17 protein-coding genes and 1 pseudogene are annotated in these 15,354 nt (G+C 54.8%); 15 read left to right on the forward strand and 3 right to left on the reverse strand.

The genetic code is table 11. The annotated features are described in order from the left end of the window. Positions 1 to 2: 2 nt before the first annotated feature. Positions 3 to 758: a Nif3-like dinuclear metal center hexameric protein gene (locus A3L12_RS02380; RefSeq protein WP_088882121.1), complete on the reverse strand. Its 756-nt coding sequence runs from the start codon at positions 756 to 758 to the stop codon at positions 3 to 5. A 99-nt stretch (positions 759 to 857) separates the two neighbouring features. Here A3L12_RS02380 and A3L12_RS02385 point away from each other — a divergent pair, with 99 nt between their 5' ends. After that, a complete protein-coding gene (locus A3L12_RS02385) occupies positions 858 to 2,630 on the forward strand; it encodes a tRNA uridine(34) 5-carboxymethylaminomethyl modification radical SAM/GNAT enzyme Elp3 (protein ID WP_088882122.1) in 1,773 nt (590 codons plus the stop codon). On the opposite strand, the gene A3L12_RS02390 is transcribed toward A3L12_RS02385, so the two are convergent. After that, entirely contained in the window at positions 2,627 to 3,352 is a 726-nt protein-coding gene (locus A3L12_RS02390) for a potassium channel family protein (RefSeq protein ID WP_232462912.1), read from the reverse strand. The two genes, A3L12_RS02385 and A3L12_RS02390, sit on opposite strands and share 4 nt — an antisense overlap. Before the next feature lie 179 nt (positions 3,353 to 3,531). On the opposite strand from A3L12_RS02390, the gene A3L12_RS02395 reads away from it, so the two are divergent. The 5 genes and pseudogenes from A3L12_RS02395 to A3L12_RS02415 form a co-directional block, all read left to right on the forward strand. Continuing rightward, positions 3,532 to 4,101, forward strand: coding sequence for a hypothetical protein (locus tag A3L12_RS02395; protein ID WP_232462903.1), 570 nt, complete (start codon positions 3,532 to 3,534; stop codon positions 4,099 to 4,101). Between the two features lie 4 nt (positions 4,102 to 4,105). Beyond that, positions 4,106 to 4,636 (forward strand): YkgJ family cysteine cluster protein, encoded by a 531-nt coding sequence (locus A3L12_RS02400; RefSeq protein WP_088882123.1) that lies wholly within the window; start codon positions 4,106 to 4,108, stop codon positions 4,634 to 4,636. Between the two features lie 30 nt (positions 4,637 to 4,666). Next, positions 4,667 to 5,173 (forward strand): PUA domain-containing protein, encoded by a 507-nt coding sequence (locus tag A3L12_RS02405; RefSeq protein ID WP_088882124.1) that lies wholly within the window; start codon positions 4,667 to 4,669, stop codon positions 5,171 to 5,173. Between the two features lie 119 nt (positions 5,174 to 5,292). Beyond that, a complete protein-coding gene (locus A3L12_RS02410) occupies positions 5,293 to 6,033 on the forward strand; it encodes a KaiC domain-containing protein (RefSeq protein ID WP_088882125.1) in 741 nt (246 codons plus the stop codon). Further along, positions 6,030 to 6,530 (forward strand): annotated as a pseudogene (locus tag A3L12_RS02415) (hypothetical protein); the annotation flags it as partial. The gene A3L12_RS02410 and the pseudogene A3L12_RS02415, both read left to right, overlap by 4 nt. A 52-nt stretch (positions 6,531 to 6,582) precedes the next feature. Here A3L12_RS02415 and speD read toward each other — a convergent pair. Further along, entirely contained in the window at positions 6,583 to 6,987 is a 405-nt protein-coding gene (gene speD / locus A3L12_RS02420; protein ID WP_088883199.1) for an adenosylmethionine decarboxylase, read from the reverse strand. A 274-nt stretch (positions 6,988 to 7,261) separates the two neighbouring features. Here speD and A3L12_RS02425 point away from each other — a divergent pair, with 274 nt between their 5' ends. The 9 genes from A3L12_RS02425 to A3L12_RS02465 all read left to right on the forward strand — a co-directional run bounded on the left by A3L12_RS02425 (position 7,262) and on the right by A3L12_RS02465 (position 15,349). Further along, positions 7,262 to 8,158, forward strand: coding sequence for a protein translocase subunit SecF (locus tag A3L12_RS02425; RefSeq protein WP_088882127.1), 897 nt, complete (start codon positions 7,262 to 7,264; stop codon positions 8,156 to 8,158). After that, on the forward strand, positions 8,155 to 9,678 hold the full coding sequence (locus A3L12_RS02430; protein ID WP_088882128.1) for a preprotein translocase subunit SecD: 1,524 nt from the start codon (positions 8,155 to 8,157) through the stop codon (positions 9,676 to 9,678). The genes A3L12_RS02425 and A3L12_RS02430 overlap by 4 nt, the downstream gene beginning before the upstream one ends. Further along, entirely contained in the window at positions 9,678 to 10,370 is a 693-nt protein-coding gene (locus A3L12_RS02435) for a TrkA family potassium uptake protein (RefSeq protein WP_088882129.1), read from the forward strand. The genes A3L12_RS02430 and A3L12_RS02435 overlap by 1 nt, the downstream gene beginning before the upstream one ends. Positions 10,371 to 10,495: 125 nt before the next feature. Continuing rightward, on the forward strand, positions 10,496 to 10,807 hold the full coding sequence (locus A3L12_RS02440; protein WP_088882130.1) for a V-type ATP synthase subunit H: 312 nt from the start codon (positions 10,496 to 10,498) through the stop codon (positions 10,805 to 10,807). Position 10,808: 1 nt separating this feature from the next. Beyond that, a complete protein-coding gene (locus A3L12_RS02445) occupies positions 10,809 to 12,785 on the forward strand; it encodes a V-type ATP synthase subunit I (RefSeq protein WP_088882131.1) in 1,977 nt (658 codons plus the stop codon). A 15-nt stretch (positions 12,786 to 12,800) separates the two neighbouring features. Next, positions 12,801 to 13,289, forward strand: a complete 489-nt coding sequence (locus A3L12_RS02450) for a V-type ATP synthase subunit K (RefSeq protein WP_088882132.1) — start codon at positions 12,801 to 12,803, stop codon at positions 13,287 to 13,289. Positions 13,290 to 13,326: 37 nt separating this feature from the next. Continuing rightward, positions 13,327 to 13,938 carry a V-type ATP synthase subunit E gene (locus tag A3L12_RS02455; RefSeq protein WP_088882133.1) on the forward strand — a complete coding sequence of 204 codons (612 nt, stop codon included), beginning with the start codon at positions 13,327 to 13,329 and terminating at the stop codon, positions 13,936 to 13,938. Positions 13,939 to 13,943: 5 nt separating this feature from the next. Next, entirely contained in the window at positions 13,944 to 15,044 is a 1,101-nt protein-coding gene (locus tag A3L12_RS02460) for a V-type ATP synthase subunit C (RefSeq protein ID WP_088882134.1), read from the forward strand. Further along, a complete protein-coding gene (locus tag A3L12_RS02465) occupies positions 15,041 to 15,349 on the forward strand; it encodes a V-type ATP synthase subunit F (RefSeq protein ID WP_088882135.1) in 309 nt (102 codons plus the stop codon). The genes A3L12_RS02460 and A3L12_RS02465 overlap by 4 nt, the downstream gene beginning before the upstream one ends. Positions 15,350 to 15,354 lie beyond the last annotated feature (5 nt).

The following is a 15,354-nucleotide window of genomic DNA, read 5'->3' on the forward strand; positions in this document are numbered from 1 at the left end:
CTTTAGAGCCCCGTGGGATCGTCGATGAACATCGTCTCGACTCCAAACCTCTCCGCCACGACGTCCATCAGGGCCCTCACTCCAAGGGTCTCGGTAGCGTAATGACCCGCTACGAGAACGCTCTGGGGCAGGTCCACTGCCGTCAGGTAATCCGCGTGGCCGAACTCTCCCGTGATGAGCAGGTCAATGCCCTTCCTGTGGGCCTCCTCGAGGGCGAAGGCCCCGGCCCCGCTCACGGCACCAACGGTCCTTACATCCCTTTTCCCGAAGGGGTAGGTTCTAACCCCCGCGTTGAGCTTTTTCGATACTATTCCGGCCACCTCCTCCACAGGCAAAGGCTCCTCAAACTCGCCCCAGAACCCGATGCTCAGACCCTTATAATCCCCGAACGCTCCCCGGGGTTCGAGGCCGAGTAGTTTCAAAAGGCCGACGTTGTTCCCGACCTCCGGATGGGCGTCCAGTGGAAGATGGGCCGCGTAGAGGTTCAGGCCGTTCTCTATGAGGGCCTTAAGGCGTTTGTAGTGTATCCCGGTAACGTAATCCAGACCGCCCCATATCATGCCGTGGTGGACCACGAGCATGTCGGCTTTATCCCTTACGGCCTTCTCTATCGTCCTGAGGGTTGTGTCAACGGCGAAGGCGACCTTCTGGATTTCCACCTTACCCTCAACCTGCAGGCCGTTGCTCGACTTGTCCGGGAATTCGTTTGTCCTGAGATACCCATCGAGAAACTCCACCAGCTCATCCCTTCCGACCATCCAGACCACCGAATCCAATCTCCGGGGGAACTTTTAACCCTATCCCACACCAGCTAACCTTTTAAAAGGCCCCTCCAACCTGCTTCAAGAGGTGCCGGTATGGGTGAGAACTTTCAGAAGGCCGTCGAGGAGCTGGCGAGACTCGTGATGAGCGGCGAGATAAGGGATAAAGAGGAGCTCAACCGCTGGAAGGTCAGGGTCTCACGGAAGTACCACCTCTCCAGGATTCCCGGTAACTCCGACGTGTTGAAGGCCATCCCCGAGGAGAGGCGGGAGGAGTTCAGGGACCTGCTGAAGAAGAAACCTACGAGGACGATAAGCGGTGTGGCCGTTGTTGCGATGATGACGAAACCATTCCCCTGCCCGCACGGTAGGTGTATCTACTGCCCCGGCGGGCCGGGCGAGGGCTCTCCCCAGAGCTACACAGGGAAGGAACCCTCGGCTCTAAGGGCCATCCAGAGCGCCTACCATCCCTACATCATAATGATGCGCAGGTTGAAGCAGCTCACGGACATAGGCCACGACGTTGACAAGGTAGAGGTGATAATTCAGGGCGGAACCTTCCCGGCCGTGGATCTGGACTATCAGGAATGGTTCGTCAAGGAGGCCTTCAAGGCCATGAACGACTTTCCCTACTTCAAGGACGTGGAGAACCTCGAGGAGAAACTCATCAGGCTTATAGTGAAGAAGGACACCTCCGTTTTTGAGGACAGGAACTTCAAGCGGGCGTGGGAGAGGACCCACAGGAAGAGCTATTATTACCTTGAGGAGGAGCAGAGGAAGAACGAAAAGGCCAAGGTAAGGATGGTCGGCTTAACCATCGAAACGCGTCCGGACTGGGCCTTCGAGAGGCAGATAGACAGGATGCTCAAACTCGGCACCACGAGGGTCGAACTAGGGGTGCAGACGGTGTTCAACTTCATCCACGAGAGGACCCGGAGGGGCCACGGGATCGAAGAGGTGATCAAAGCCACCCGGCTACTCCGCGATGCGGGGCTCAAGATCAACTACCACATAATGCCCGGCCTTCCCGGGAGCAACTTCGAGAGGGACCTCTACACCTTCAGGAAGATCTTCGAGGACCCACGCTTCAGGCCCGATATGCTCAAGATATACCCGACGCTGGTCACCACCGACGCACCCCTCTACCGGCTCTGGAAGGAGGGTAAATACCGGCCCTACAGAACGGAGGAAGCCGTTGAACTCATCGTGGAAGCCTACAGGCTCTTCCCGAAGTGGGTTCGCGTCATGAGGATTCAGAGGGACATCCCCGTTCAGCTGATAGTCGACGGTGTAAAGCACTCAAACCTCGGCCAGCTGGTCTTTAACGAGCTGGTAAGGAGGGGCATCAGGCCGAGGGAGATTCGCTTCAGGGAAGTTGGCCACATGATGGAGAAGTTTGGGGTGGAGCCCGAGGTGGAGCACGTTAAACTTCTGAGGGAAGATTACGATGCGTCCGGCGGGAAGGAGATCTTCCTGAGCTTTGAGGATGTTAAGAACGACATTTTGATAGGCTTTTTGAGATTGAGGATACCGAGTGAGAGGGCCCACAGGAAAGAAATTAACTGCTGCTCATCCGCAATAGTCAGGGAGCTTCACGTCTACGGACCCCTTGTGCCCATAGGCGGGAAGCCCAGATACGAGTGGCAGCACCGCGGCTATGGAAGGGAACTTCTGGCCGAGGCGGAGAGGATAGCGAGGGAAGAATTTGACGTCAAAAAGATGCTCGTGATCAGCGGCGTTGGCGTTAGGGAGTACTACCGGAAGTTCGGCTACAGGAAGGACGGTCCTTACGTGAGCAAGAGGCTGGATAAAAAGGGATACGCCAGCTTCTCAAAGGATGAAAGCTTTGATGGCCACCTGAACACCTAAGCCTTGAGCTCCTCTTCCATGCTCCTGATCTGAGCCATCTTTACGGCCTCCTCGTGCTCGAGGTCTCCCTTCGGACCCTTTATCCTCTTTGAGAGCCTGAGCAGGCCTTCCTCCGGGCCGTAGCACACCAGCACATCCCCCGGCTTTATGAGGGTGTCCCCCCGGGGTGCCCCTATGTAGATCTCTCCCCCATCGCTTTTTCTGTAGATGCCGAGGACGATGACGCCTTCTTTGTTAAGCTCGAGTTCTCTTAGTGTTTTGTTGGCCATCCAGCTCCCGGGCCCGACCTTTACCTCCGAGATGGAATAACCCTTTGTTAAGCCGAGCAGCTGGTGGTAGTCGTAAACCCTGAGTTCCGGGAAGGCCCTGTTGAGGAAACGCTTTATCCACCTCCTCATGAGTCTCTCCACTCTCTTAGAGGTGAAGGTGATGTAGAGGACGATCAGGCTCAGGGCAAGGATTATCAAAGAGTTTATGGTTTCTTCACCGGTTTTTCCAACGAAGGTGAGGAGCAGGGTGGCGATGGCGGAGGTTATCCCGGCGCTTCCAAGGAATATCAGGGTTCTTATTATCCTCCTCCTCACGGGGTTCGAAACGACGTATTCGCTCTCGTTCGTCGTGAAGCCAGCCCCCGAGAAGGCCGACTGAGCCTGAAACGAGGCCACATCCTTTGAAAGTCCCGTCATCTCAAGGGCTATCGCACCGATTCTGACTATCAACATTGAGAGCGTGATGACCAGAATCAGGGAAATGAGAGCCAGCGTGCCTTTCACCCCCTATGTAAGATGACCCTTTCCCCTCAGGTCTTTACGGTCGGGTATCTAAAACCTTTCGCCCTCCAAACTTTTTCAGCGTGGTAAAACTTTTAAGCATCGCTGAACAACCCGGGTCGGGTGAGAGGGTGGTAAAAAAGTTCCGGTTGTCCTACGAGACGTCCTTCCGGTTAAAGGTCCTCCTGACGGTGCTGGCCTTTGGAACGGCCATATTCATGATCGTTTACTACCCCCTGCTAACCCATCAGACGAATCCGTGGGGGGTCGCCGCACCGAAGGGCCGGATAGTTCTGGCCCGGAACCTCACGTTTGGCTCCGTTAACTACACCAACGCCGTTATGGTAACGTCCCAGAACAACCTCCTCGTGTTGAAGGGCAACGACGATAGGGGCGATACCCTCATCCTCAGGGTGAACACACCCGGCTGGTGCATTGACGTGTGGGAGTGGGGCGGTTCGTCAAGAGGGTGGCAGAGGGAGTATGACTGCGCCAGGGAGATCCCCTTGAGCCAGCATCTGTTCAAAAAGCTTCCAGTCCACGAGGCCGGGGAGATATTCTACTGGTACCTCGAAAGCGGCTACGTGATGATATTCCACAAAAACTCCCCCGTAAAGAACTACGAAACGGTCAACTTCACGGTTACCTATGGAGAAAGAACGGACTGGGGAGCCTTTAGGGTCGCCCTCGGGAGGGGATGATAACGTGAGGTTCGAACCGAAGCCCTTCACCGAACCACTCCCTTTCAGATGCATGTTCTGCCTCGACTGCTGCAGGGGAAGACATGTGTATCTGACGCTGGGAGACGTGGAGAGAATAGCAAAGGCCGGTTACGACCCGGAGGAATTCGTGACGTTCTCGGTGGAGGGAAATAAAGTCCGCTTCGTGCTGAGCATCAGGGAGTGGGATCTGGGCTGTGTCTTCCACGACCCTGAAACCGGAAAGTGCAGGATACACCGGGTAAGGCCCCTGATATGCAGGATCTACCCCTTCATGGTCTCGGAGAAGCCCCTGGGAGTGGAGGGTGAGAGGGCTTTTGAGTACAGGGGTAGAAAACTCTGGCTCTACTACGACGCGAACTGCCCCGGAATAAAAGCCGAAAACCCGGAAAAAATCGTGAGTCCGGAGGAGATAGCCGAACTCGATCTCAGGTTCAGGGAGGAGTTCGAGAAAACCGACGTTGAGGGCCTTGCAGAGCTTCTTGATGAACTACCATTTCAACCGACGACGGGTTAAGGTTTTAAGGCCTTCACCGGGGCTTGGACCATGGAAGAAAAGCTCGTCTACCGAAGGGCCTCGGCGTGGGAGTACGACCTGATCCTGCGGGAAGCTGAGAAGTACGGGGAGCTAAAACATGATTTTTTCGCGATCGTGGAAGGAACGTTCAGAGACGTTTACGCGGTTAACGAGAGGCTGTGGCGGGAAATAGAGAGGATGAGGGTCAAACCCTACTCCTACGGAACCTTCGTGGGCACGATAAAGGTGGATGAAAACCTCGTCGAGAAGTTCTACCCGAACGTGGAGTTCTTCTACTTCGTTGAGGTTGAGAGGAACTACGCGGTTCTAACTCCGAAGGCGGGCTTTCTCTTCACGACCGGAAAGGACGTGCCAAGGAACGGGGTGAGGAGATACCACTGGGAGGGAACGAAGAAGCTCGTTGTTTACGATGAGAACGGGGTCCTTCTCGGCATCGGGAGAATAAACCCGCGTAGCAGAAGGAAGTTCATCCTGAACGTTACGGACGTTGGAGAGTTCATAAGAAGGCACCGGTGAGGGTCCTTAGGCGTAAAGCTTAAATATCCCCAGCATAATAAAAACAAATGTAACTAAAAGATTATTCTACTCAACCGGGCTTAAATCATCACGAAAAGTTCGTTATGGAGGTGAAGCGGATGAAGAGGATTAAAACCGGGATTCCGGGTATGGACGAGATTCTTCACGGGGGGATTCCAGAGAGGAACGTGGTACTTCTCAGCGGTGGACCCGGGACGGGGAAGAGCATCTTCAGCCAGCAGTTTCTATGGAACGGCTTAAAAATGGGCGAACCCGGGGTTTACGTGGCCTTCGAGGAACATCCGGTTCAGGTGAGGCAGAACATGGCAGGATTCGGATGGGACGTCAGAGAGTACGAGGAGAAAGGGCTATTTGCCATGGTGGACGCGTTTACCTCCGGAATAGGGAAGTCAAAGGAGTATGAAAAGTACATTGTCCACGATTTAACGGACGTGAGGGAGTTTATAGACGTTTTGAGACAGGCAGTAACGGACATCGGAGCAAAGAGGGTCGTGGTCGATTCGGTTACAACCCTCTACATAAACAAACCGGCGATGGCAAGGAGCATAGTTCTCCAGCTCAAGAGGGTTTTAGCCGGACTGGGGTGCACCAGCATCTTCGTAAGCCAGATCAGCGTCGGCGAGAGAGGTTTCGGCGGACCCGGTGTTGAACACGGCGTCGATGGAATAATAAGGCTCGATCTCGACGAGATAGACGGCGAGCTTAAACGCTCCCTCATAGTGTGGAAGATGAGGGGAACATCACACTCAATGAGAAGGCATCCCTTCGATATAACGGATAAAGGAATCAGGGTCCATTCCGACAGGGTTCTGAAGAAAAAGGAGGAGGTGGTGTTATGAAGGTGGAGGTACCCCTTAACCCGATTGGAAGGCAGGAGATACACCGGCTGGAGAGCATACTTCTGTTCGCTACGCTCTTCAGGCCGGAGGTTATTGAACTGATAAAAGATCCGGCCGAGAGGCTGACGTGGGTGGACAGTCTGGCGGTTGCTGCGGGGGCAATAGCGAGGGAAAAGGCGAACATGAGCGTGTCAGAGATAGCAAACGAGCTCGGCAGGACCGAGCAGACCATCAGGAAGCACCTCAAAGGGGAGACCAAGGCGGGACAGCTGGTCAGGGAAACCTATGAGCTCATCAAGGGCGGAAGACTTGAGGAGCTCGTCAGGACTCTGGAGATAATAGAAAAAGGCAGTTCTGGGGAGTTCGTGGCAAAGGAGGAGTACGAGAAGCTCAAGCTTGAGCTCGAGACGGTCAGGAAGGAGAAAGAGGAACTCGAGGCGAAGATGAGGGAGCTCAGGGACGGGCTGAAGAAAGTAAAGGAGGAACTCGAAAGGCTCCTCGAGTGAAGAAAACCTCCCAAAGCCCTTTTGGATTAGCCTTTTTGGATTCTTATTTTCTCAGGCTTTCTTCCCACGTGAGTATCATGTGGGTGAAGGTATCATCGTCCTCTTCTATTCCACGCTTTACCTCGGAAACGTGGGCGTATCTGGCCTTTATCCTTTCAAGGATGTAATCAACGGCCGCTTCAGGATCAGCACTGGTCCCGCAGGTGTAAACGTCCAGAGCTGCGTAACCCCTCTCGGGCCACGTGTGGATGGAGATGTGGCTCTCGGCAACGATGACCATCCCGCTCACTCCCGTAGGGGAGAACTTGAAGAAGTAACTCGCCTTAATTTCCATCTTACCAACCTTGGCCGCTTCAAGGAATATCTCCCTGAGCCTGTTAGCGTCACCGAGAATTTCGGGATCGCAACCGGCAGCCTCAACAATGTAGTGGAACCCTATCGTCTCTATCTCGCTCATGGCTCCCACCTCCCTTGCACCTTTAAACCTACCCTTTTTAAAGTTAAGCCCCGAAGGGAAGGCCTCAACGGGGTTGTTTTGACTTTGAATTACCCATATCGGTCAGAGATTCATTAAACGCTCTTCAAGGTCTTTCAAATTGATTTAAAAGGATTTCGGGCCCTGATTCAATCCCCAGATGGCCCCGCGGGATCAACCACTAATCTTTAAAACCCATGTTCCCAACTAACGGCGGTCTTATCAAAACCTCTCGAGAGGTGGAAGTATGTCAAAGTCCAAATCGAAAGCAAAACCCACCGACACCGTGGGAGCAAAGGAAAGAAGATTGAGCGTTCTTGCCCGGATGGAGTACAGAAAGATGATAACCTACCCGCTCGCGGTCTTCCTGATCGCCCTTGTGCTTCTTGCGGTCAACTCTCCAACGCTGGGAATAGACCTGAAGGGCGGTGTCGTGGTTACAGCCTACGGGGTCAACGGTAACCCCGACGAACTGGCGGGTTACCTGAGCGATAAACTCGGCGTGGACGTGAGGGTTGAGAAGTTCACGGGGATTCAGAGCAGTGGCGTCAGGGTTTACGCCCCAACAGGAACGGATCCGGTTAAAATAATCGACGTCATGAAGGAGAGGTATCCGGATGCGGAGTACACCCAGAGTGAGGTCCAGCCGACCTTTGGGAAGATAGCGCAGCAGCAGGGAATCAAGGCGCTGGTGTTTGCCTTCCTTGCCATGGCGGTCGTGGTCTTCCTGTTCTTCAGGAACCTCGTGCCCTCGCTCACGATAATATTCTCCGCCCTCTCGGACATGACGATAGCAGTGGCGCTCATGGGGGTCTCCGGAATCGAGCTGACCACGGCCACCATAGCGGCCCTGCTCATGCTCATAGGTTACACCGTGGACAGCAACATACTCCTCACAACGAAACTCCTCAAAAGGAAGGAGGGTTCCATAGAAAAGGCCTATCTGTCGGCGGTTTCCACGGGCTTCACGATGAGCACGACAACCCTTGGGGCTCTGTTTGTCCTCTGGATAATCTCCACCAGCCAGACGATAGACAACATAGCCGTTGTTCTGATGTTCGGTCTTCTTGCGGATTTTATGAACACGTGGATCCTCAACGCCGGTGTTCTGAAGTGGTACCTCACAAGGGGTGGTAAAGCATGAAGAGGAGAACCAAAAAGCTTCTCCTGAACCCGAGGATACTCCTACTCATTCTGGTCCTCGTAGGATCTACAGCTGGCCTTATCCTCAGGCCGCTCACCTTTGGTATAGATATAAGCGGTGGTGTTGCGCTCGTTGCCCAGACCGAGCACCCGGTCGATACGAAGACGATGGAGCTCGTCGTCGATTCCCTTCAGAAGAGGTTGAACACCCTCGGTCTGAGGGACATAAGGGTTGAAGCTCAGGGGGATCAGATAGTCCTCGTTAAGGTTGCCAACGTCAGCAGTTCCCGGGAGGCGAACCGTATAAAGGAGGTCATCGAGAGTCAGGGTGTCTTCTACATGGAGTTCAACGGAACCATCTTCGGGACCGGAAAGGACATTGAGTACGTTGGCACCTACAAGATAAACACGGACAACAGCTGGAGCGTTCCTTTCAGGATCTCCAAGAGTGCCGCCGAGAAGTTCGCCAAACTCGCCTACGGTAAGACCGGATGGCCGGTTGACATGTTTCTTGACCCGCCCGTCAACTCCCTGCTGGTCGTTCCCGAGAGCGTTTACAGGACGATGAACAGTTCGGAGTTCAACGCGCAGGCACCCGAGGCTCCAACCCTGCTCGAGAGGATCGGAAGGGCCTTCAACATAAGCGTCGTCGCCTATTCCAACCAGAGTGCGGAGGAGATAGCAAAGCTCGCCGATGGGAAGAACAGGGTGGTCCTCGTTGACGTTCCCGGGGAACTTCAGGCGCAACTCGAGGGGATGAACCTGACCGTGGGGTACGTTCAGAGGAAGGAGGGAGAAAGTGACCACGCGCTCGTAGTAAGAATCCTTGGACTTTACGGCCCCTATTCCCTCGGTGAGGGTCTGACGGTTGGAAAGGCCCAGCAGGACGTTCAGATAACGGGAAGCTCACCCGACAGGCTCACGGCCGAGGCGGAGGCGAACACAATCTACACGATTCTAAAGAGCGGTTCCCTTCCGGTGAAGCTAACCGTAATAGGCACGGAGTTCATATCCCCGAGGCTCGGTGAGAGCTTCAGAACTCAGGCCCTCTACGCCGGGATAGGAGCGCTCGTGGCGGTTCTCCTGATCGTTTACCTCCACTACCGCAGGTGGGAGATAGCCATACCCGTTGCGAGCACGAGCTTCTTCGAGGCCCTGATCATCCTTGGAGTTGCGGCCCTGATCAGGTGGAACCTCGACCTCCCAAGCATAGCGGGCATCATAGCGGCCATAGGTACTGGCGTTGACCAGCAGGTGGTCATAACCGACGAGCTCCTCGGTGAGGAAACGACGACCAGAATAAAAAGGCGCTCCAGTATGCTCAAGAGAATGGGAAGGGCCTTCTTTGTCATCTTCGCCTCCGCGGCAACCACCATAGCGGCAATGAGCTTCCTGCTGGTTTACTTCGTCGGAACGCTAAAGGGCTTCGCCTTCACGACGATACTCGGAGTGCTCATTGGAATCCTGATAACGAGGCCCGCGTACGCAGAAATAGCCAAATACCTGCTCGGTGAGGACTGATGTTCGTCGTGATAATGGGCGCCGGGAGGGTTGGTTACCTCGTTGCAAAGATGCTCGAAAGCGAGGGACACGACGTGACGATAATAGAGAAGGACAAGGGGCGCGCCAAGGAGCTCTCGCTCCTCATAAACGGCCTCGTTATAGAGGGTGATGCCACGGATCCAAAAACCCTCGAAGAGGCCAACATAAAGCAGGCCGATGCCTTTGCGGCTTTAACCGGAAAGGACGACGCCAACCTGCTGGCCTGCATACTGGCGAAGCACCTGAACGGAAATATAAAGACGTCCCTCAGGATAAGCAACCCCCAGAACAGGCGCATCTTTGAAGAGGTAACCGACCTCAAGCGCTACTTCGACTTCGTCATAAGTCCCGAGGAGATAGCCGCGGAGTACATCAGCAGGAACATAGTCACACCGGGCTTCGACAGGGTTCTCTATCCGAAGGAAGGCGCCGAAATAGTCCGCTTTACCATCGATGAAAAGAGCGAGATAGCCGGCAAACTGGTCAGGGATCTGAAACTGCCGAAGGACGCGCTCATGGTTGCAATCTACGACGAGAAAGGAAACCTGACGATTCCCTCCGGTGATACAAAGCTCCCGAACAGGGGACAGATCATCATATTCGCAAAAAACAGCGCCCTCGACACGGTGAAGAATCTTCTGGAAAAGAAGAAGCCCGAAAATGAAAGTTAACCTGTTCTACCTCCCTCTTTTCCTTTTCCATAGGCCTATGAATGGTTTCGAAAACTATTTAAAGCGGTCCAAAAAAGTACAGGTGAAATAAAGATCACGGGTTTTCATTGACAGGGGGGCCGATAATGGAGGAGGTCATTAAGCAGATCGTTGAGGCAGAAAAACTGGCGGAAGAGCGGATAGAAGGGGCCAGAGAGGAGGCAAAGAGGATAATCCTCAAAGCCCGCGAAGAGGCCAAACTCCTCGAAAGGGAAGTTATTGAAAAGGCTGAGAGGGAAGGAGGATCACTTATAGAGCAGGCCCGCCGCGAGGGTGAGGAGGAAGCCAGAAAGATACTGGAAGCCGGGGAGTCCGAGATCGAAGAGCTCAAGATCAGGGCAACCAACAACCTCGAGAAGGCAATCTCCGCCGGGATATCGCTCGTGAGAGGGAGCTGAGATGTTCAGGCCCGAAGAGATGGTGAGAATAGAAACCATCACGCTCAGCAGGTACAGGGACGACCTGTTAACCTACCTTCACGAGAGCGGTGCGGTTGAGGTAAGGGAGCTCGACGTCAGCATGGCGCAGAAGGATTCACCCAACGAGTACCACCGGAAGGCCGCTTCCTACTCGATAACCATCTCAAGGCTTGCCGAATTCCTCAAAGCCTACAGGAAATCCTCCGGGGGAGGGATCAGGGAGTTCATATTTCCCCGGGAGAGGGAGAGGAGAAGGTACAGGTACCGGGGAGTGGAGGCCCTTATAAAAGACGTCGAGGAGTTTCTGGCGGTAGTTGAGCCGGAGATAAAGGCCGCCGAGGGCAGGATAACCTCCATCCAGACGGAGATCGAGAGGATAAAGGAAGATATAGCCACTCTGGAGCTCCTATCGGTCTTTAACATCGACGTCTCCTACCTGAGACCAACGGACATGCTTGAGATAGCGGTTGGAACGGTTGAGAGAAACAGGTTTAAGGGCCTCCTTGAGGACGTCAGAGGGGCCACTGAAGGAAGGGTCGTTGCCGTCTCCAGGGAGCTAAAGGATAAAACCGTCGCTATTTTTGTCTTCCTCCGAAAGGACTACGAAAGGGCCAATCCCGTTCTGGCGAAGTACTCCTTCGAGAGGATCGAGGTTCCGGAAGGGGAGGGAACCCCTAAGGAGCTCATGGACGTTTACATGGATAAACTCAGGGAGAAGGAAAGGGAGCTTGAGGAAGCGAGAAAAGAGGCGGAAGCGCTGGCGGAGAAATACTACGATGATGTCGTCTTTTATCAGGAGCTGGTGGAGAACGAGCGTGACAAGGCAACCGCCCTCCCGATGCTGGCCAGAACGAACATGACCTTCGCCCTGACCGGCTGGCTTCCAAGGAGCGATGTTCCAGAGGTCATCGAGGGCATTAAACGAATAACCGGAGGAAAGGCTTACATCAACGTCCGCGAACCGACCGAGGAAGAGCTCGAAGAGATTCCGATAAAGCTGAAGAACCCCTCATGGGCCAGACCCTTTGAGATGCTCACCCAGATGTACGGCGTTCCAAAGTACAACGAGATAGACCCGACGCCGATAATAACCTTCACCTACTCCTTCTTCTTCGGGTTCATGCTCACGGACTTCATGTACGGCCTCATAATAGCGATAGTGGCGGCACTCCTCGTCGCCGGGCACAGAAAGTTCAATGACGGCACCTACAAGTTCGCATACACCCTGCTGGTAAGTTCGTTCTTCACCATGGCCATGGGTGTAGTCTTCGGCAGCTACTTTGGAAACGCCCTCGATTTAGCGGGGTTCAGGGTCCCGCGCGTTTGGGACACCTTCAGGGACGCGCTCGTGGTGCTTGAGCTGGCCCTTGCGATAGGCATAACCCACCTCTTCATAGGCTACACCACCGGATTCATAGTCAAGCTCAAAAACGGCGAGATTAAGGATGCAGTACTCGACCAGCTCTCCTGGATGCTCATAATACCCGGAATAAGCGCCCTGTTCCTGGCGAGCAGAAACCCCGCACTTGAAATGCCCGGAAAGGTCCTCTTTGGAGCGGGTCTGGTGCTGTTTGTCCTCAGCGAGCTCAAGAACGGGGCACTGGCCTTACTGCTGGTCATATCGGACTTCTTCGGTTTCGTGGGCAGCTGGCTCAGCTACGCAAGGCTCATGGCCCTCGCCCTTGCCACGGCCGGAATCGCCATGGTCGTCAACGTGCTCACCCAGATGGTCTGGGGAATAAACATCGGCCCCGTGCCGATAGGGGTAGTCGTAGGAATCCTGCTGTTTGCCGGTGGCCAGATATTTTCGGTCGCCATAAACGCCCTCGGGGCGTTCGTTCACTCTCTCCGTCTTCAATACGTTGAGTTTTTTGGAACGTTCTATTCGGGTGATGGTAAACCCTTCGAGCCCTTCAGGGCAAAAAGAGAGGTTTCGGAACTGGAACTTGAAAGTTAAGGAGGTGCATGAAAGATGGATCCGATAGTTTACGTGTCCCTTGGTGCGGCCCTCGCCGCAGGAATAGCCGGAGCGGCGTCGGCCTTTGGAGTGGGTATAGCGGGTGCTGCCGCAGCCGGAGTCGTCGCCGAGGACGAGAGGAACTTTAAGAACGCCCTCATCCTCGAGGGTCTGCCAATGACCCAGAGCATATACGGGCTGATCACGCTGTTCCTCATCCTGATGGTTTCCGGAATCCTCGGTGGCGGCTTCAAGTTCACCGACCCGAACAGCATGGACAACATTGTCAAGAGCGCCATCCTCCTGGGCGCCGGATTGACGGTGGGCCTTACCGGTCTCTCGGCAATACCGCAGGGAATCATAGCCGGTGCGGGCATCGGTGCCGTCGCCAAGAACCCGAAGACCTTCACTCAGGGCATCATATTCGCCGCTATGGCGGAGACCATGGCCATCTTCGGTCTCGTGGGTGCGTTGATCATGATAGTGACCGGAGTCGGCTTCTGACTCCGTAAACTTTCTTTATAACCCGGGAGGAAGGAAGATGGAAGGAGCAGAAACCATCATTCAGGAGATCAACAGGGAAGCGGAAGAGAAGATACGTTACATACTCGAGGAAGCCCGGAAGGAGGCCGAGAGGATCAGAGAAGAGGCCAGGAAGAGGGCCGAAGCGAGGGCCGAGTGGGTACTGAGAAAGGCCAGAACGCAGGCCGAGACGGAAAAGCAGCGCATAATAGCCGGCGCCCGCCTCGAGGTCAGGAAAAAGCGCCTTGAGGTTCAGGAATCCCTCATCAGGGAGGTAATAAGCGCCCTCAGGGACAGACTCGCGGAACTTGGGGATGAAGAGTACTTTCCGATGCTCGTGGATCTTACCGCAGAGGCCCTGAAGGAACTCGGTGTGGAAAAGGCCGTCCTCAGGTCCAACGAGAGAACCCTCAGGCTGCTCGAGGCAAGGCTTCAGGAATTCAGGGGAGAGGTTTCCTCAAAGCTGGGAAGGGAAGTTGAGATACATCTCGGCGAGCCCATCTCCACCACGGGCGGAATCCTCGTTGAGACTCCAGATGGATCTGTTAGGGTTGACAACACCTTCGAGGCGAGGATCGAGAGGTTTGAGAGCGAGCTGAGGGCGGAGATAGCCGGGGCTCTCTTCGGGTGAGGCCAATGGAAACCGGACCCATAAGCGCAATCCTCGACACGACGCTGGCCATTATTTTCACGTGGGTGGGCTACAAGACCGCCGCAATAGTGTGGAAGTACACTCCCTACTCCTATCCGAACGCCAGAATAAACGCCATGGAGGCAAAGCTCCTCAGCGAACAGCGCTTCAACGAACTGGCGGAGAGCAGAACCCTGCAGAACTTCGTGGTTAACCTCGAGGACACCGACTACAGGGACTATCTCACCGGGATATCGACCTACAACGTTGAGGAGATAGAGCGTTCCCTCGAGAGGGCCCTCGCCGGAACCTACGAGCTCATGATCAAGATCCTTCCCGGTAGGGTGAGTCCCTTCTTCAGGCTCATGCTTGAGGAGTGGGACGTCAGGAACGTGACCAGCGTGGTGAAAGCTAAGTTCAGGGGAGAACCAGCGAGCGATTACGTCATGGAGATCGGCCCGATGCTCCCCAAGGTTAAAGCCATGGCCGAAGCAAAGAGCCCGGAGGAGATGCTCGTGATCCTCGAGGGGACACCCTACGAGGGACCGTACCAGAGGCTGCTTCTGGGTGAGATATCAATTCAGGAGTTCGAGACCGAGCTCTACAGGATGCACTACGGGAAGCTTCTCAGCTATGCACTCTCGAAGAAGAACGACGAGAGGGTTATCCTTGAGGAGTTCGTCAGACTCAGGATCGACAGAACCAACATCCTCACCGTCCTCCGGGCGAAGGCGGCGGGAATGGACTCCGAGAAGATAAAGTCGCTCGTAATCCCGGGGGGAAGCGTGAAACTCGACCCGCTCATCCACGTCGAGGACCTGAGCATGGCCCTCGCCGAGCTCGATTCCACGAGGTACGGGAAGGTCATCAGGGACGTCAGAGAGGAAGTGGAGAAGGACCTGAGCGTCCTTGAGAGGGCGTTGGATAAGTACATCCTTGAAAGGATGGGTGAGCTCACGAGGTTCTACCCCCTCAGCGTCGCCACACCGCTCGGTTACATCCTCAAAAGGGAGAGGGAGATAAGGAAGCTCAGGGCCATAGCCAAGCTGATAGAGGACGGGGTCGAACCGGAGAGGATAAAGGAACTCGTGGGTGATGTTGCATGAAGATTGCGGTGCTCGGCGACAGGGACACGGCACTTGGCTTCAAGCTGGCCGGTGCCCACGAGGTCTACTCCTTCAACGACACCCCTACGGAGATGGAGCGCCTCAAAAACAAGCTGAAGGAGCTCGTCAATAGGGATGACGTTGGGATAATACTGATAACCGAGAGATTCGCCGGAAGGATTGAGCTTCCGGATGTGAAAGTTCCGATCATCATTCAGGTGCCGGACAAGTCCGGTTCACGGCTCGGTGAGGAAGCCATCAGAAGAATCGTTAGGAAGGCAATCGGTGTTGAGGTAAAGAGGTGAAAGAA

It is taken from the genome of Thermococcus sp. P6 (assembly GCF_002214525.1).
Lineage (GTDB): Archaea > Methanobacteriota_B > Thermococci > Thermococcales > Thermococcaceae > Thermococcus.